Below are 16476 nucleotides of genomic sequence, written 5' to 3'. Positions count from 1 at the left end.
GCTAAGAGTCATGTTCGGAAATCTCACATCAGGCGCGATTCCATTCGATCAGCCGATCATCATGGGCGCCGCGGCGTTCATGGCGCTGATCGTGGTCGCGGTGCTCGGTCTCGTGACCGTGACTGGCAAGTGGCGCTACATCTGGAGCGAGTGGCTCACGAGCGTCGATCACAAACGCATTGGCGTGATGTACATCGTCGTGGCCGTGCTCATGCTCGTGCGCGGCTTCGCCGATGCGGTGATGATGCGCATCCAGCAGGCGATTGCGTTCGATTCGCCGGGCTACCTGCCGCCGCATCACTACGACCAGATCTTCACGGCGCACGGCGTCATCATGATCTTCTTCATGGCGATGGCGCTCATGGTCGGCCTCTTCAACCTCGTGGTGCCGCTGCAGATCGGCGCGCGCGACGTGGCCTTTCCGTTCCTCAACTCGCTCTCGTTCTGGATGACGGCGATCAGCGCGATCCTGATCAACCTGTCGCTCGTGATCGGCGAGTTCGCGCAGGTGGGCTGGCTTGCCTATCCGCCGCTTTCCGAGCTGCAATTCAGCCCGGGCGTGGGCGTGGACTACTACATCTGGTCGCTGCAGCTTTCGGGGGTGGGCACGCTCATCACCGGCGTGAACTTCTTCGTCACGATCGTCAAGATGCGCGCGCCGGGCATGAGCCTCATGAAGATGCCGGTGTTCACGTGGACGGCGCTCTGCTCGAACGTGCTCATCATGGCCACGTTCCCGATCCTCACGATCTCGCTCGCGCTGCTGGGCCTCGACCGCTACGTCGGCACGCACTTCTTCACGAACGACGGCGGCGGCAACCCTATGCTGTATCTGAACCTGATCTGGGCGTGGGGCCACCCCGAGGTCTACATCCTCGTGCTGCCCGCGTTCGGCATCTATTCGGAGGTCATGGCCACGTTCTCGAAGAAGCCGCTGTTCGGCTACAAGACGATGGTGTATGCCTCGTGCGTGATCATGATCCTCGCGTTCCTCGTGTGGGCGCACCACTTCTTCACGATGGGCTCGGGCGCCGACGTCAATGCGTTCTTCGGCATCATGACCATGGTCATCGCGATCCCCACAGGGGTGAAGATCTTCAACTGGCTGTTCACGATGTATCGCGGCCGCATTCACTTCACGGCGCCCGTGCTCTGGACGATCGGCTTCATGGTGACGTTCTCGATCGGCGGCATGACCGGCGTGATGATGGCGATTCCGGGCGCGGACTTCGTGCTGCACAACTCGCTCTTCCTCGTCGCGCACTTCCACAACGCGATCATCGGCGGCGTGGTGTTCGGCTACCTCGCGGGCGTGCACTACTGGTTCCCGAAGGTGTTCGGCATCAAGCCGAACGAGACGCTCGGCAAGGCTTCGTTCTGGTGCTGGTTCCTGGGCTTCTACGTGGCCTTCGTGCCCATCTACGTGCTGGGCTTCATGGGCATGACGCGGCGGACCAATCACTACTACACGGCCGAATGGCAGCCGTGGCTGATCGTGGCCGCGATCGGCGTGGCCATCATCGCGCTCGGCGTGGTGTTCCAGGTGCTGCAGTGGGTGATGGCGTTCGTGAACCGCAACAAAGCCGAATGCCGCGACGTGACAGGCGATCCGTGGGATGGCCGCACGCTCGAATGGGCCACGTCGTCGCCGCCGCCCGTCTACAACTTCGCGGTGCTGCCGCAGGTGAGCGACATCGACGCCTTCACGCACATGAAGGAAACCGGCCAGGGGCTCGGCCTCGCCGACCGGTACAGCGATATCCACATGCCGTCGAATACTTCCGAGGGCTTTTTCGTGGGCGTGTTCAGCCTCGTGCTGGGCTTTGCGGGCGTATGGCACATCACCTGGCTTGCCTTGGCGGCATTCGTGGCGATCGTGCTGACGATCGCAATCCGCAGCTTCGGCGACAACGACGGCTACTACATTCCGGCTGCCCGGGTCCGCGAGATCGAGGAGCGCCGCCATGGCGCGGCCGCCCCCGTGAATGATCGCGATCTGATTGCCGAGGAGGCTTACTGATGTTGCAGAAAACCCATACGGCGAACCTCGCCGACTTCGAGCACCACGATCACCCGCCGTCGAACTCGGTCTTCGGCTTCTGGGTGTACCTGATGACCGACTGTGTCTTGTTCGCGTCGCTCTTCGCCACGTTCGGCGTGCTGGGGCACCAGTTCGCGGGCGGCCCCACGGGCCGGGACCTCTTCGATATTCCGGGCGTGGCGATCGAAACCGCGGTGCTGCTGCTCTCCAGCATCACCTACGGTTTCGCGATGCTCGGCGCGAACCAGCGCAAGCGGGGCAGCACGCTCGGCTGGCTTGCGCTCACGTTCGTGCTGGGCGCGATCTTCCTCGTCTTCGAGCTGCGCGAGTTCTCGCACCTCATCGCAGAAGGCGCGGGCCCGCAGCGCAGCGCGTTCCTGTCGTCGTTCTTCACGCTCGTTGCCACGCACGGTTTGCACGTGTTCTTCGGCCTCGTCTGGATGGCCGTGATGATGATTCACGTGATCCGCAAGCCGCAACTGGGCGAGAAGGAAATTCGCGGGCTCACTTGCCTGAGCCTTTTCTGGCACTTCCTCGACGTCGTGTGGATCTGCGTGTTTACCTTTGTCTATCTCGGGAGCGTGCTCTAAATGGCTCATTCTCATCCGGATGCCCAGGGCGGCGGTCACGGCACTTTCAGTAGCTATGCCGCGGGCTTCATTCTTTCCGTGATCCTCACCGCCGGTGCTTTCGGCATCGTGTTGCATGGCGCGTTCGAGCCGGGTACCGCGATGGCGGTGCTCGCGGTGCTGGCCTTCGTGCAGGTGGTCGTGCATCTGGTGTTTTTCCTGCACCTGAATACCTCGGCGGGGCAGGGGTGGAACGTGGCATCGCTGGCCTATACGGTGCTGGCAGTCGCCTTCCTCATCTTCGGCACGATCTGGGTGATGCACAACGTCAGCATGAACATGATGTCGCGTTGAGCACGCGCTTGACACCCCTCGCGCGAGCCGCCTATTATGCGCAGGAAATGTTCGATAAACGATCATGAGTTCATATATCGAACAAAAAGGAGGCTGGGACATGAAGGAAGCTTTTCTCTGCGACGCGATTCGTACCCCCATTGGCCGCTATGCGGGCGCGCTCTCGTCGGTGCGTGCCGACGATCTCGGCGCCGTGCCGTTGAGGGCGCTGATGGAGCGCAACAAGGAAGTGGACTGGTCGGCGATCGACGACGTGATCTACGGATGCGCCAATCAGGCCGGCGAAGACAACCGCAATGTGGCGCGCATGTCGCTGCTGCTCGCGGGCTTGCCGCAAGCGGTGCCGGGCTCCACCGTCAACCGCCTGTGCGGTTCGGGCATGGACGCCGTGGGCATTGCCGCGCGCGCCATCAAGTCGGGCGAAGCGGGGCTGATGCTGGCGGGCGGCGTGGAAAGCATGAGCCGCGCGCCGTTCGTCATGGGCAAGGCCGCGAGCGCCTTCTCGCGCGACGCCGCGATCTACGACACGACGATCGGCTGGCGCTTCGTGAACCCGCTCATGAAGCAGCAATACGGCGTCGATTCGATGCCGGAGACGGGCGAGAACGTCGCGGTGGACTACAACGTGAGCCGCGCCGACCAGGATGCCTTTGCGCTGCGCAGCCAGCAGAAGGCCGCACGCGCCCAGGCCGACGGCACGCTCGCGCAGGAAATCGTGCCGGTGACCATCGCGCAGAAGAAGGGCGATCCGGTGGTGGTGTCGCGCGACGAGCATCCGCGCGAGACGAGCCTTGAAGCGCTCGCCAGGCTCAAGGGCGTGGTGCGTCCGGACGGCTCGGTGACGGCGGGTAACGCCTCGGGCGTCAACGACGGCGCCTGCGCGCTGCTGCTGGCCGACGAAGCGAACGCGAAGCGCTTCGGCTTGACGCCGCGTGCGCGCGTGCTGGGCATCGCGACGGCGGGCGTCGCGCCGCGCGTGATGGGCATTGGTCCGGCGCCGGCCACGCAAAAGCTGCTCGCACGCCTGAACATGACCATCGACCAGTTCGACGTGATCGAACTGAACGAGGCATTCGCTTCGCAGGGGCTGGCCGTGCTGCGTACGCTGGGCGTGGCCGACGACGATCCCCGCGTGAACCCCAACGGCGGCGCGATCGCGCTCGGCCATCCGCTCGGCATGAGCGGCGCGCGTCTCGTGACGACCGCGATGTATCAACTCCAGCGCACGCAGGGCCGCTATGCGTTGTGCACGATGTGCATCGGCGTGGGTCAGGGTATTGCTTTGGCAATCGAGCGCATCTAGACGTAGAACGACGCAACACACTGCCGGGAAACGCCGCGGATCGCAGGATCCGCGGCGTTTTTGTTTTCGGCTTGCACAGAGTGACTAGCGTTTCGGGAATCAAAACAATGCGAAGCTTTATTCCGGATTCTTTGGCATTCAGTGTGAAGGTTCACGTCGTTTGATCCATCGCGGATAAGCGAAGTGTCGGCCGGCCCTCCATCGTCCTGCTTTTCCGGAGGCGCGCGTAGAATCGTCCGCACTTTGTTCCAACCCACCGTGACGAGGAGAGCGAGGATGATGAAGGCAGCAACCTTGGGTGCAGCATTCGTGTTCGGCATTGCGGCCATGCAGCCCGCTGTGGCGCAGACTGCGCTGGCGAGCGCCGCGCAAGCCGTGGTCGCCAATGCCCAGCCGGTGCAGGTCAAGGCACAGATCATCGGTATCGACCGCGAGGAGCGCGTGGTGACGCTGCGCGGTGCCGCCGGCAACGAAGTCGACATTGCGATCGGGCCGCAGGTCGGAAATTTCGATCAACTGAACGTTGGCGACACCGTCGATGTGCTCTACAAGAACGCACTCCTCGTCGCGGCCGACAAGGTGACGGGCAAGGACAAGGGAATTCGCCAGCGCGTCGATACGAGCGTCTACGTTCCGGCGTCGTCGGGCTATGACGCCGCTCGCCAGGTGGAGGTGGTGGCGACGGTCCAGCGGATCGACCGCAAGAAGCATCAGGTGACGCTGCGCGGCGTCTATCGCACCGTGACGCTCGACGTTCCGCCGAACTTCGATCTCAAGGACGTCAAGGTGGGCGACTCGATCCATGCCGTGTTCGTATCGGCCTACGCCACGCAGGTGACGCCGGCAGGCGCTGCGCAGTAAAGTCAAGTCGCTGAATCGGGCCAGGCCGTAAAACGACGACGCCGGCGCGAGAGCAGTGAATCCGCTCTCGCGCCGGCGTCGTCGTTTCAAAATGGGCCGGGAGTCTGGCGAGGCGCCCGCTGCGCTTTTACAGGCCGCCCATGCACATGTACTTGACGACAACGTAGTCGTCCACGCCATAGTGCGAGCCTTCGCGGCCGAGGCCCGACTGCTTCACGCCGCCGAACGGTGCCACTTCGTTCGAGATCAGGCCGGTGTTGATGCCCACCATGCCGTATTCGAGCGCTTCGGCCACACGCCACACGCGGCCGATATCGCGGCTGTAGAAGTAAGCAGCAAGGCCGAACTCGGTATCGTTCGCGAGCTTGATCACTTCCTCGTCCGACGAGAAGCGGAACAGCGGCGCGAGCGGGCCGAAGGTTTCGTCGCGCGCGACCTTCATGGCGGGCGTCACGCCCGTGAGAATGGTCGGTTCGAAGAAGCCGTGGCCGAGCGCATGGCGCTTGCCGCCCGTCGTGACCTGCGCGCCCTTCGCGAGCGCGTCCTCGATGTGCGATTCCACCTTCAGCACGGCTGCTTCGTTGATGAGCGGACCCTGCGTCACACCCGGCTCGGTGCCGAGGCCCACCTTGAGCTGCTCGACGGCATCGCGCAGCTTGGCCGCGAACGCGTCGTACACCTTGTCGTGCACGTAGAAGCGGTTCGTGCAGACGCAGGTCTGGCCGCTGTTGCGATACTTCGAGGCAACGGCGCCCGCCACGGCTGCGTCGAGGTCGGCGTCGTCGAACACGATGAACGGCGCGTTGCCGCCGAGTTCGAGCGAGACCTTCTTGACGGTCGGCGCGCACTGGCCCATGAGCAGGCGGCCCACCGGCGTCGAGCCCGTGAACGAGAGCTTGCGCACGGTGGCGTTGCTGGTCAGCTCGCCGCCGATGGCCTTCGGGTCGCCGGTCACGACGCTGAACACGCCGGCGGGCACGCCCGCGCGCTGCGCGAGCACGGCCATTGCCAGCGCCGAGAACGGCGTGGCTTCGGCCGGTTTCACGACGATCGGGCAACCTGCCGCGAGCGCGGGACCGACCTTGCGCGTGATCATCGCGGCCGGGAAATTCCAGGGCGTGATGGCGGCGCATACGCCCACCGGTTCCTTCGTGACGACGAGGCGGCGATCGTTCGCGACCGTGGGGATCGTGTCGCCGTAGATGCGCTTGCCTTCTTCGGCGAACCACTCGAGGAACGAGGCGGCGTAGCCGATTTCGCCCTTCGCTTCGGCAAGCGGCTTGCCCTGCTCGGTCGTGAGGATGAGCGCGAGGTCGTCCGCGTTTTCGAGCATCAGGTCGTGCCACTTGCGCAGGATCGCGGCGCGTTCCTTCGCGGTCTTCGCACGCCAGGCGGGCCACGCGGCATTGGCGGCGGCGATGGCGCGGCGCGTTTCGGCTGCGCCCATCTTCGGCACCGTGCCGATCAGGGCACCGGTGGCAGGGTTCGTCACGTCGAACGTGGCGCCGTCTTCGGCTCCTTGCCATTCGCCGGCGAGGAAGGCCTGGGTTTGCAGCAGCGATGCGTCTTTCAGGTTCATGGTTGAACTCCCGACAGCTTGCGATTCGTTGGATCAGTCAGTCCTGCGAACGATGTGCGCAGGGCTCAAAACGGCGGACGGCACAGCGGCGCGCGCCGGTGTGCCGTCCGTTTCATTTCATTGCGGGTTATCTTCAGCTCGCGTGTTTCAGGCGGGCACGCCCACCGCTTCCTTGAGCGACTCTTCGAGGATCGCGAGCGCTTCGTCGAACACGTTGTCCTGAATGGTCAGCGGGAACAGGAAGCGCACGACGTTCGAGTACACGCCGCACACGAGCAGCAGCAGGCCGCGTTCGAGCGCCGCCGTCTGCACGCGCTTCGTGAAGTCGGCGTCCGGCTCGTTCGTGCCCGGCTTGCAGAATTCGACGGCGTTCATCGCGCCCGGGCCGCGCACGTCGGCGATCTGCGGCACGTCGGCCTTCATCGCGTCGAGCCGGGCCTTGAGCTTGTCGCCCAGCTTCGTCGCGCGCTCGCACAGCTTCTCTTCTTCGATGATCTCGATGACAGCATGCGCCGACGCGACGGCGAGCGGATTGCCCGCATAGGTGCCGCCGAGGCCGCCGGGCGCTGCCGCATCCATGACTTCGGCGCGGCCGACCACGCCCGACAGCGGCATGCCGCCCGCGAGGCTCTTGGCGATCGTCATGAGGTCCGGCGTGACGTCGTAGTGTTCCATCGCGAACAGCTTGCCGGTGCGGGCGAAGCCCGTCTGCACTTCGTCGGCGATCAGCAGGATGCCGTGCGTGTCGCAGATCTGGCGCAGGCCGCGCACGAAGTCGGCGGGTGCCTGATAGAAACCGCCTTCGCCCTGAACCGGTTCGAAGATGATCGCGGCGACGCGCTTCGGATCGATGTCGGCCTTGAACAGCATTTCGATGGCCTTCAGCGAGTCGGCCGTCGTGATGCCGTGGACCGAATTCGGGTACGGGGCGTGATAGACGTCGGCCGGGAACGGGCCGAAGTTCAGCTTGTACGGGGCGACCTTGCCGGTGAGCGCCATGCCCATCATCGTGCGGCCGTGGAAGCCGCCCGCGAAGGCGATCACGCCTGCGCGGCCGGTGGCGGCGCGGGCGATCTTCACGGCGTTTTCAACGGCTTCGGCGCCCGTCGTGAAGAAGGCGGCTTTCTTCGCGAAGTTGCCCGGCGCGCGCTTCGCGACCTTTTCGGCGAGCGAGACGTACGACTCGTACGGCACGATCTGGTAGGCCGTGTGCGTGAAGCGGTCGAGCTGAGCCTTGATGGCCGCGACGATCTTCGGGTGACGATGGCCCGTGTTGCACACGGCGATGCCGGCTGCGAAGTCGATGAAGCGGCGGCCTTCCACGTCCCAGAGCTCGGCGTTTTCGGCGCGCTCGGCGTAGAAGTTGCACATGACGCCCACGCCACGGGGGGTGGCGGCGTCCTTGCGGCTCACAAGTTCAGCGTTCTTCACGGTTCATCTCCTTCACAGACGTTTCTGGGTATCGGTGGTGGGTTTCGGGCCCTTTCGGGGCCACAGGCCAGTGCAGCAGGACAGGACAGCAGGCGGCCGATGGAGCGACTATACTCACGTTTGGCTCTAAATTTCAGAGCCATTCAATAAAATTGTTAGGAGCCAATTTCCATGCGAGCGAGTGTCCTGTCCGACTGGCTGGCCCAGCGGCTCGACCGTGGGAGCGGCCAGCCGGTGTACCGGCAGCTTCACCGGCTGCTGCAGCAGGCCATCCTGTCGCGCGAACTGCCGGCGGGGGCGCGCGTGCCGTCGTCGCGGCTCCTCGCGGCGGAGCTGGGCATCGCCCGCAATACGGTCACCCAGGTGTATGAGCAGCTGGTGCTGGAGGGCTATGTGACGTCGGCGACCGGGCGCGGCACCTATGTGGCCGATACGTCGCCCGACGAGATCGTCGGGGCCAATGAAATTGGCTCCATGGGGTCGGATCGCGGGATGGGCGCGCGCATCGGGCGGTCTAGCGCTGGCGGAGTTTTGGCCGCCAGTCTTCCCACGGCCGCCGCTGCTTCGCCTGCCAAGGGCATCGCAGCGTCTTTCGCCGCGCAACCGGCCGGGGGCGGCGGCACCCATGCCTCGCGCGAAGCGGCGCGGGCGCTCTCCGCTCGCGGCGCCCGGTTGATCGCGGGCGCGGGCGTCTCGAAGTGCCAGGGCGGCGCGTTCATGCCCGGCGTGCCGGACGTCTCGCGTTTTCCCTCGCGGGTCTGGACGCGCCTCACCAACAAATACTGGCGCAGCCTGCGCCCCGACCTGCTCACCTACGCGCCGGGCGGCGGCCTCGCGCTGCTGCGTCACGTGCTGGCCGACTATCTGCGCACCGCGCGCTCGGTGCGCTGCTCGCCCGAGCAGATCATCATCACGACCGGCATTCACCAGTCGGTCGACCTGGCCGTGCGCCTGCTGACCGATTCCGGCGACGTGATCTGGACCGAGGACCCGTGCTACTGGGGCCTGCGCAGCGTGCTGCACGTTTCGGGGCTGAATCCGCGCCCGATCGCGGTGGACAGCGAGGGCATCAACCCCTCGGCGGAGGATTTCGCCGTGCCGCCGAGGCTGATCCTCGTCACGCCTTCGCATCAATACCCGCTCGGCATGGTGATGAGCCTCGCGCGCCGGCGCATGCTGCTCGAATACGCTCGCCAGCATCAATGCTGGATCATCGAAGACGATTACGACAGCGAGTTCCGCTACGGTAGCCGGCCGCTCGCTTCGCTGCAGGGGCTCGATACGGCAGGGCAGGTGATCTACGTGGGCAGCTTCGGCAAGACGTTGTTTCCGGGGCTGCGCGTGGGCTATCTGGTCGCGCCCGAGGCGCTGGCCGAGAGCTTCGCCACCGCGAGCGCCGAGCTCTATCGCGAAGGCCAGTTGCTGCAGCAGGCCGTGCTGGCCGAGTTCATCGCGGAAGGCCATTTCACTTCGCATATCCGCAAGATGCGCGGTCTGTATGGTCAGCGGCGCCAGGCACTGCTGGACGCCGCCGCGAGCCGCTATGGCGATGCGCTGCCCGCGATGGGCGGCGATGCGGGCCTGCACGTGGTGATGCAGCTTCCCGAAGGCTGCGACGACCGCGCGGTGGCGGAGGCGGCGCTGGCGCGCAATATCGTCGTGCGGCCGTTGTCGGGTTACTACGCGGAGCGCGCGCGAGCGGCTTCGGGGCTCCTGATCGGCTATGCGTGCGTGCCCGATGAGGAGATCGCGCCGGCGTTCAATACGTTGGGCGAAGCGATCGATACGACCTTGCCGCTGTTTGCCTGAGACGCAGTCCTCAAAGCCGGATCAGCACGGCCCCACACGTCACCAGCGCGCAGGCAATCACGCGGCGCGCCGTGAGCTTTTCCTTCATGAACAGCCAGCCGATCAGTACTGCGAAGATCGAACTGAGCTCGCGCAGCGCCGAAACCATCGCAATCGGCAGATAGCGGAACGCCTCGATCACGAGGCAATACGCCGTGAGCGCCACGACGCCCGCCATCATGCCCTTGAACGCCGCGCTCTTCGACATGAAGAGTTGTGCAGCCCCGCCGCGCAGGCGCCAGACCATCAGGAACTGCGGGATGTTCCACAGCAGATAGACCCACATGATGTAGCTGAGGCCATTGCCCGCGAGCCGCGCGCCGATGCCGTCGACGACCGAATAGGTGGCGATGAAAAGACCGGTAAGGAGTGCGTAGGGCACGCTCTCGCCCGAAAACCGCATGCCGCGCCGGAATGCGAGCGACATGATGCCCACCGAAACGAACGCGACGCCCGCGGCGGCGAGCGGCTTGAGCGCTTCGTGCGCGAACACCAGCGCGCCCACGAACACGAGCATGGGGGAGAGGCCGCGCGCAATGGGATAGATCTGGCCGAAGTCGCCGCTGCGATAGGCGCGGATGAGCGTGACGCAGTAGGCGAACTCCAGCACCGCCGAGGCGGCGATATACGGCCAGCTGGCGGGGGCGGGCGCGGGCAGCACGATCACGCCGATCGCGCCCACGACCGCGTAGGGAATCGACATCATGCCGAGCAGCCAGAGGCGGTCGCCCGAGAGATGCAAAAAGGCGTTCCAGCTCGCGTGCAGGAGCGCCGAGAGCAGGACCAGCAGAACGACGAAAGTAGCCATCCGGGAAAACGGTTGCGCGTGCAAAGAGGTGATTATTCCAGCGAACGCGGCGCGCGGCGAGGGTGTGCGAAAGCCCCCATTGATTTGGGGGTTGAAATCGTCGTATAGTCGGAGCCGACTCCACACGGTCCGGTCCAGCTTGAGAGGTTGTCGGCATGCCACATGTTAGACGCCTCGACGCTGGATTTCCCGTCGTTCATCGAAGGCCTGCTGCTGGGCGCAGGTCTCTTCGCCTCGGTCGGTCCCAAAGACGCCTTTGTCATCAAGCGCTCGCTCACGAGCCGCTATCTCTTTCTGATTGCCGCCGTCTGCGCCGGGAGCGACGCCCTGCTGATCGCGCTGGGCGCGGGCGGGTTCGCCGCGGTGCTGGCGCGTCATCCGGCTGTCGTGACGGTGTCGCTCTGGTGCGGCGTGGCGTGGCTCGCGGGCCATGGTGTGCTCGCGCTGCGTGCAGCCGTGGCCGGTGAGCGCAGCATGCCGTCGCTTGCGACGCTGCGTGGCGCGCCGTTCGGGCGCACGCTCTTTGCCACCGCGGCGGTGTCGCTGCTCAATCCCAGCGCCTGGATCGATACCGTACTCGTGATCGGCGCTATTGTTGCCGCCCGGGCCGCGCCGACACGCGCACCTTTCGCGCTGGGTGCGGTTGCGGCTTCCTTCGTGTGGTTTCTCTGCCTCACGTACGGCTCGCGCTCGTTTCGCGCGCTGTTCACACGGCCCGCGGCGTGGCGTGTGCTCGACGCCTTCGTTGCGCTCATGATGTTCGGCATGGCCGCCCACCTCGCGCTCGGGCAACGCTAAGACGCGGTTCGCGATTGACTGCCTCAGATCACGCGTTCGCGCAGCCAGGCCGAGATCAGGTCGATCACCGTGACCACGACGATCACCATGATCATCACGGCACAGGTGGGTCCATAGTCGAACGAACGAATTTCCTCGTACAGCACGACGCCGATGCCGCCCGCACCCACCATGCCCACCACCATCGCCGAGCGCACGTTCGATTCGAAGCGGTAGAGCGCATACGAGATCCACAGCGGCATCACTTGCGGCAACACGCCGTAGATGATCTCGTCGAGCGGCGTCGCGCCCGTCGCGCGCACCCCTTCGGCCGGGCGCGGATCGATCGCCTCGACGGCTTCCGCGAAGAGCTTCGCGAGCACGCCGGTCGTATGGACCCACAAGGCGAGCACGCCTGCGAACGGCCCGAGACCCACCGCGACGATGAACAGCATCGCGAAGACCATTTCGTTGATCGCGCGACAGGCGTCCATCAGGCGCCGCACCGGATGGCGGATCCAGGCGGGCGCGAGATTGTGCGCCGACAGGAGTCCGAACGGCACCGCGCAGACGAGCGCGAGCGCCGTGCCCCACAGCGCCACCGCGAGCGTCACCCACATCTCGTGCATATAGGTGCGCCATTCGGTGAAGTCGGGCGGGAAGAAGCCGCGCGCGAATTCGCCCATGTTCGCCGAGTCGGCGAACAGGTCGAGCGGGCGCATGTCGGCACCGTGCCAGCCCACGCCGAGCAGCACGAACACCACTGCCCAGCCCGCGAGCGAAAACCAGCTGCGCTTCGGGGGCGGCGCAGCCGGGGTGCCCGGCGCGCGCGCTACGCTGCCCGCGTGCGCGCCGTCCTGCGTGCCGTCTTGCATGCTGTCCTGCACGAGGCGCGACGCGTCGAGGTCCGCCATTTTCATTGCTTCGACGAGGCGTTGAGCGCGTCGATCTTTGCGTCGATGGCCGCGATCTGGCTCTTGCGGTCGTCGTCGGAGAGATTACTGTTGGCGGCAATCTTCTGCTTCTGCTGGAACAGCGCGATCTGGCGGATCGGGTTCAGCTGCGCATCGGTCGAAGGCGCGAAGCCCGCGTAACCGGTGATGTCGGCCATGATCTGCTTTTCGCGCGGATCGGTCTTCGCGTAGTGATAGAAGAAGTCGCGCAGCTTCTGCTTCGTGGCGTCAGGCAGGTCCTTGCGATACACGAGCGGGTCCGAGGGGATGAGCGGCGAGGTCCACAGCACGCGCACCTGCTTGAAAAGCTCCGGATTCTTCTTTTCCAGCGTGCCCAGTTCGATCGTGTTGTTGGTCGCAATGTCCACCTTGTTGTTCACCACGGCGAGCAGGTTGGCCTCGTGGCTCGAAGGCAGCACGGTCTTGAAGGTCGTCTGGTTCACCGGCACGTTGTGCTGCGCGAACAGATAGTAGCCGGGGATCAGCGTGCCCGAGGTCGAGTTCGGATCGCCGTAGCCGAGCGTCACATCCTTCGTGTTCCTGAACACATCGTCGAGCGTCTTGAAGCGGCTGTTGACGTTGGTGATGAGCACCGATTTGTAGCCCGTGTCGCCGTTCGCGTAGAGCACCTTCGCGAACAATTCGCCATTCGAACGATCGACGGCTTCCATGGCCGAGGCGTTGCCGAAATAGCCGATCTGCACCTTGTTGAAGCGCATCGCTTCGATGATGCCGGCGTAATCGGTGGCGAAGAACGCCTGCACGTGCAGGCCGGTCTGGCGGTTCAGGTCGTCGATGAACGGTTGCCAGCGTTGCTTGAGCACGGCCGACGAATCCGTCGAGATGATGCCGAAGCTCAGGTCTTCGGCATGCGCGGCGGGGGCGGCGAATGCGAGACAGGCGGCACTGGCGGCAAGAAGGGAACGGAGCAGCTTCATGGGGTTGGAGTCCGGGTCGAGGGGAAAGGGACGCAATGGGGTCAGGCTGCGCGTGCCTGCGGGCCTGCTTGTGGCCCAAGCGGGCCGGCGGCGGCGGGAGCGGCTGGGGTAAGCGGGTCGGCAGACGGTTCGATCAGTTCGCGGGCCGCGCTGCCGTACAGCTGTTGCAGTACCGGCGGCGTGAGCGCCGCGCTCGGGCCGTCGTATACCACGCGGCCGTCGCGCAGCGCGATGGTGCGCGGGCAGTACTGCATGGCGATATCCACCTGATGCAGCGAGACGACGACGGTCAGGCGGTGATTGCGGTTGAGCATCGCGAGCATGTCCATTACGCGGCGCGACGATTCGGGGTCGAGCGAGGCGATCGGTTCGTCGGCGAGGACGAGCCGCGCATGCTGCACGAGCGCGCGTGCGAGCGCCGCGCGCTGCTGCTGTCCGCCCGAAAGATTCGCGGCGCGTTCGTAGACCTTATCGGCGATGCCCACTTCGGCGAGCGCGGCGACCGAACGTTCGCGCTCGCCGCGCGGAAAGCAGCCGGTCACGCGGCGCCACAGCGGCAGCCGCGCGAGCGCTCCGATCAGCACGTTGGTTTGCACCGTGAGCCGGTTCACCAGATTGAACTGCTGAAACACGAAGCCGATATCGCGCCGGATGCGGCGCACCTCGCGCACGATCCGGCCGTTCTTCTGAATGGGCCGGCCCAGTATTTCGATCTGCGAAGGTTGTGGGTCGGATGCGGTAAAGCCCGCGATGTGGCGCAGCAGGGTCGATTTACCCGAGCCCGAGGCGCCGATCAGCGCAATCATTTCGCCAACGCCCACGCGCAGGTTGATTTCGTCGAGCGCTTTGCGGCCGTTTGCAAAGGTCTTCGACAGTCGTTCGATGCGGATGGCGTCCATGTCGTTTCGTCACAGAAGTCAGGCGTGTGCCGTTGTGTCGGGGACATTCTAGAAAGCGACTATGACGGTTGAGTGAAGGTGTCGAGACATCTAGACGACTACACCGCGTGCCTCATTCGATGTGACAAACGCATGACGTCCTCTACCTGTCATGCGCAGTGCACCGATGAGGCGCTATATTGTGGGCAGCGAACGTGCTGACCCTCATTCGCGCGTTTCGCGGCCGCGCCCGAATCTTTCGGCCACCCTCCAACCCTCGCCGGACGAGTGCATCGATGCGACAAGCGCTGAGCTTCCTCCCCGATAGCTTCGCCGAATACGAAGATCTCAAGAGCATCCTCGATGCCGGCAGCCGCTGGCTGCAGATCCGCAGCGCCGGCGAGGTGGAAGTGCGCGGACGGTCGTTCGAACTGTTCGTCGCGAGCATCGGATCGAACGAACCGAGCGCGCCTGCCATCGGATTTTTCGGTGGCATACACGGTCTCGAACGAATCGGCTCGCAACTTGTGCTCGACTACATGCGCGCGCTGGTAGGGCGCCTCGCGTGGGACGAACTGCTCATGCAGCAACTCCAGTCGGTGCGCCTCGTGATGGTGCCGATCGTCAATCCCGGCGGCATGTGGCAGGCCACGCGCGCGAACCCGAATGGCGTGGACCTCATGCGCAACGCGCCCCAGGATGCCGACGAGCGCGTGCCGTTTCTCGCCGGCGGCCAGCGCGTGGGTTCGTGGCTGCCGTGGTATCGCGGCCGGCGCGGCGCGCCGATGGAGGTGGAGGCGGCCGCGCTCCTGAAGATCGTTGACGAAGAACTGACGAACCGCTCGCTCAGCTTCGCGCTCGACTGCCACTCGGGTTACGGCTGGAGCGACAGCATCTGGTTTCCCTACGCGCGCACGCGCAAGCTCATGCGCAATCTGCCGGAGATGTACGTGCTGAAGACGATGTTCGAGCGCGCGCATCCGCATCACGGCTACACCTTCGAGCCGCAGAGCCACCAGTATCTGCTGCACGGCGATCTCTGGGACTGCGCATACGATCGCGCGCCCGCGCAGAACGTGTTCTTGCCGCTTACGCTCGAACTGGGTTCGTGGCTATGGATCAAGAAGAATCCGCGCCAGATCTTTTCGCGTCAGGGCATGTTCAATCCGGTGATGCAGCACCGTACCGCGCGTGTGCTGCGCCGTCACGCGAATCTCTTCGAATTCCTCACGCGTGCCGCCTTCTCCGCGCCGCGCTGGCTGCCCGAGGGCACGCAGCGGCAGCAGGTGCTGCAAAGCGCGATCGGGCATTGGTACCGGCAGCCGGGCACATGAGCGCGCCGCCGTGGATTTTGCTGCGCGGCCTCACGCGCGAATCGCGCCATTGGGGCGAGTTCGCGCCAATGCTCGAGGCCGCGGCGGGCGGCGTGCTGCCGGTCGATCTGCCGGGCAACGGCACGGCGGCGCAGGTGGGCTCGCCGGGCGACGTCGATGCGTTCGTCGATGCGGTGCGCGCCGAGGTGCAGGGGCTGGGCGCGCGTGCACCGTACCGCGTGCTGGCGATGTCGCTGGGCGGTATGGTGGCGACGGCCTGGGCGCTGCGTTATCCCGACGAAATCGGGCAGCTCGTGCTGGTGAACACGAGCATGCGGCCTTACAGCCGCTTTTATGAACGCCTGCGGCCCGCCGCGTGGCCCGCGCTGCTGCGCGTGGCGCTGAGCTGGCGCGATGCGGGCGCGACGGGCCCCGCCGAACCGCTGATCCATGCGCGGACCTGCGCGCGCCGCGACACACTCGCCGCCGACCTCGACGCATGGCGCGCGATCCGGGCCAGTGCCCCTGTGAGCCGGGCGAACGCGCTGCGCCAGCTTCTCGCCGCCGCGCGCTACGCGGCGCACGATGTGCCGCGCTGCGCGACGCTGGTGGTCTCGGCGCGCGGCGACCGACTCGTGAACCCCGTGTGCTCGGCGCGGCTCGCGCGCGCGTGGGGCGCCCGGCATCTCGAACATCCGTGGGCGGGCCACGACCTGCCGCACGACGATCCGCAATGGCTCGTGGCGGCGTTGCGCGCACTCGACCGATCGCCGGCTTCATCGATTGCTCCATAATAGGGTGCGTCACCCAGGCTTTATGGAAC

Annotated in this window: 15 protein-coding genes; 9 read left to right on the top strand and 6 right to left on the bottom strand. The window is 65.5% G+C overall.

Going from position 1 to position 16476, the window contains the following annotated elements; translation table 11 throughout:
• The first annotated feature begins 10 nt into the window (after positions 1-10).
• The 5 genes from cyoB to U5760_RS10055 all read left to right on the top strand — a co-directional run bounded on the left by cyoB (position 11) and on the right by U5760_RS10055 (position 5128).
• Positions 11-2020, top strand: coding sequence for a cytochrome o ubiquinol oxidase subunit I (cyoB, locus tag U5760_RS10075; RefSeq protein ID WP_322011446.1), 2010 nt, complete (start codon positions 11-13; stop codon positions 2018-2020).
• Positions 2020-2631 (top strand): cytochrome o ubiquinol oxidase subunit III, encoded by a 612-nt coding sequence (cyoC, locus tag U5760_RS10070; protein WP_322011444.1) that lies wholly within the window; start codon positions 2020-2022, stop codon positions 2629-2631. The genes cyoB and cyoC overlap by 1 nt, the downstream gene beginning before the upstream one ends.
• Positions 2632-2964 (top strand): cytochrome o ubiquinol oxidase subunit IV, encoded by a 333-nt coding sequence (cyoD, locus tag U5760_RS10065; RefSeq protein ID WP_322011441.1) that lies wholly within the window; start codon positions 2632-2634, stop codon positions 2962-2964.
• A gap of 100 nt (positions 2965-3064) precedes the next feature.
• Complete coding sequence (pcaF, locus tag U5760_RS10060; RefSeq protein WP_322011439.1) at positions 3065-4267, top strand: 3-oxoadipyl-CoA thiolase; 1203 nt, start codon at positions 3065-3067, stop codon at positions 4265-4267.
• A gap of 279 nt (positions 4268-4546) precedes the next feature.
• A complete protein-coding gene (locus U5760_RS10055) occupies positions 4547-5128 on the top strand; it encodes a hypothetical protein (protein WP_322011732.1) in 582 nt (193 codons plus the stop codon).
• A gap of 127 nt (positions 5129-5255) precedes the next feature.
• On the opposite strand, the gene gabD is transcribed toward U5760_RS10055, so the two are convergent.
• Both gabD and U5760_RS10045 read right to left on the bottom strand, forming a co-directional pair.
• Positions 5256-6707 (bottom strand): NADP-dependent succinate-semialdehyde dehydrogenase, encoded by a 1452-nt coding sequence (gene gabD / locus U5760_RS10050; RefSeq protein ID WP_322011437.1) that lies wholly within the window; start codon positions 6705-6707, stop codon positions 5256-5258.
• 147 nt (positions 6708-6854) lie between these two features.
• Positions 6855-8138, bottom strand: coding sequence for a 4-aminobutyrate--2-oxoglutarate transaminase (locus U5760_RS10045; protein ID WP_322011436.1), 1284 nt, complete (start codon positions 8136-8138; stop codon positions 6855-6857).
• A 171-nt stretch (positions 8139-8309) separates the two neighbouring features.
• Between U5760_RS10045 and U5760_RS10040 the strand changes: the two genes are divergently transcribed.
• Positions 8310-9947 (top strand): PLP-dependent aminotransferase family protein, encoded by a 1638-nt coding sequence (locus U5760_RS10040; RefSeq protein WP_322011433.1) that lies wholly within the window; start codon positions 8310-8312, stop codon positions 9945-9947.
• Between the two features lie 10 nt (positions 9948-9957).
• Here the strand turns inward: U5760_RS10040 and U5760_RS10035 are convergent, their stop codons facing one another.
• Entirely contained in the window at positions 9958-10794 is an 837-nt protein-coding gene (locus tag U5760_RS10035) for a DMT family transporter (protein ID WP_322011432.1), read from the bottom strand.
• A gap of 162 nt (positions 10795-10956) precedes the next feature.
• Between U5760_RS10035 and U5760_RS10030 the strand changes: the two genes are divergently transcribed.
• Positions 10957-11592 (top strand): LysE/ArgO family amino acid transporter, encoded by a 636-nt coding sequence (locus U5760_RS10030; protein ID WP_322011430.1) that lies wholly within the window; start codon positions 10957-10959, stop codon positions 11590-11592.
• Between the two features lie 23 nt (positions 11593-11615).
• Here the strand turns inward: U5760_RS10030 and phnE are convergent, their stop codons facing one another.
• The 3 genes from phnE to phnC are packed head-to-tail and all read right to left on the bottom strand — an operon-like array spanning position 11616 to position 14361.
• The gene (gene phnE, locus U5760_RS10025; protein ID WP_415914080.1) at positions 11616-12446 is read right to left on the bottom strand and encodes a phosphonate ABC transporter, permease protein PhnE; all 831 of its coding nucleotides are present in this window, start codon (positions 12444-12446) and stop codon (positions 11616-11618) included.
• 41 nt (positions 12447-12487) lie between these two features.
• Positions 12488-13462 (bottom strand): phosphonate ABC transporter substrate-binding protein, encoded by a 975-nt coding sequence (gene phnD / locus U5760_RS10020; protein ID WP_322011427.1) that lies wholly within the window; start codon positions 13460-13462, stop codon positions 12488-12490.
• A gap of 41 nt (positions 13463-13503) precedes the next feature.
• On the bottom strand, positions 13504-14361 hold the full coding sequence (gene phnC / locus U5760_RS10015; protein ID WP_322011426.1) for a phosphonate ABC transporter ATP-binding protein: 858 nt from the start codon (positions 14359-14361) through the stop codon (positions 13504-13506).
• Between the two features lie 275 nt (positions 14362-14636).
• Here phnC and U5760_RS10010 point away from each other — a divergent pair, with 275 nt between their 5' ends.
• Both U5760_RS10010 and U5760_RS10005 read left to right on the top strand, forming a co-directional pair.
• Positions 14637-15674, top strand: a complete 1038-nt coding sequence (locus tag U5760_RS10010) for a M14 family zinc carboxypeptidase (protein WP_322011425.1) — start codon at positions 14637-14639, stop codon at positions 15672-15674.
• Positions 15671-16447, top strand: coding sequence for an alpha/beta hydrolase (locus U5760_RS10005; protein WP_322011423.1), 777 nt, complete (start codon positions 15671-15673; stop codon positions 16445-16447). The genes U5760_RS10010 and U5760_RS10005 overlap by 4 nt, the downstream gene beginning before the upstream one ends.
• The last annotated feature ends 29 nt before the right edge of the window (positions 16448-16476 follow it).

Origin of the sequence: Paraburkholderia sp. J12, assembly GCF_905220215.1 — a bacterium.
Lineage (GTDB): Bacteria > Pseudomonadota > Gammaproteobacteria > Burkholderiales > Burkholderiaceae > Paraburkholderia.
The sequence above is the reverse complement of the archived record's forward strand: the minus strand, read 5'-3'. Positions and strand labels throughout refer to the sequence as shown.

Coding starts and splice junctions, on each gene's coding strand:
- U5760_RS10010 (WP_322011425.1), top strand. CDS start 14,637: ATGCGACAAGCGCTGAGCTTCCTCCCCGATAGCTTCGCCGAATACGAA.
- U5760_RS10030 (WP_322011430.1), top strand. CDS start 10,957: ATGTTAGACGCCTCGACGCTGGATTTCCCGTCGTTCATCGAAGGCCTG.
- U5760_RS10035 (WP_322011432.1), bottom strand. CDS start 10,794: ATGGCTACTTTCGTCGTTCTGCTGGTCCTGCTCTCGGCGCTCCTGCAC.
- cyoC (WP_322011444.1), top strand. CDS start 2,020: ATGTTGCAGAAAACCCATACGGCGAACCTCGCCGACTTCGAGCACCAC.
- cyoB (WP_322011446.1), top strand. CDS start 11: ATGTTCGGAAATCTCACATCAGGCGCGATTCCATTCGATCAGCCGATC.
- U5760_RS10040 (WP_322011433.1), top strand. CDS start 8,310: ATGCGAGCGAGTGTCCTGTCCGACTGGCTGGCCCAGCGGCTCGACCGT.
- phnC (WP_322011426.1), bottom strand. CDS start 14,361: ATGGACGCCATCCGCATCGAACGACTGTCGAAGACCTTTGCAAACGGC.
- U5760_RS10055 (WP_322011732.1), top strand. CDS start 4,547: ATGAAGGCAGCAACCTTGGGTGCAGCATTCGTGTTCGGCATTGCGGCC.
- cyoD (WP_322011441.1), top strand. CDS start 2,632: ATGGCTCATTCTCATCCGGATGCCCAGGGCGGCGGTCACGGCACTTTC.
- U5760_RS10005 (WP_322011423.1), top strand. CDS start 15,671: ATGAGCGCGCCGCCGTGGATTTTGCTGCGCGGCCTCACGCGCGAATCG.
- phnD (WP_322011427.1), bottom strand. CDS start 13,462: ATGAAGCTGCTCCGTTCCCTTCTTGCCGCCAGTGCCGCCTGTCTCGCA.
- gabD (WP_322011437.1), bottom strand. CDS start 6,707: ATGAACCTGAAAGACGCATCGCTGCTGCAAACCCAGGCCTTCCTCGCC.
- phnE (WP_415914080.1), bottom strand. CDS start 12,446: ATGCAAGACGGCACGCAGGACGGCGCGCACGCGGGCAGCGTAGCGCGC.
- pcaF (WP_322011439.1), top strand. CDS start 3,065: ATGAAGGAAGCTTTTCTCTGCGACGCGATTCGTACCCCCATTGGCCGC.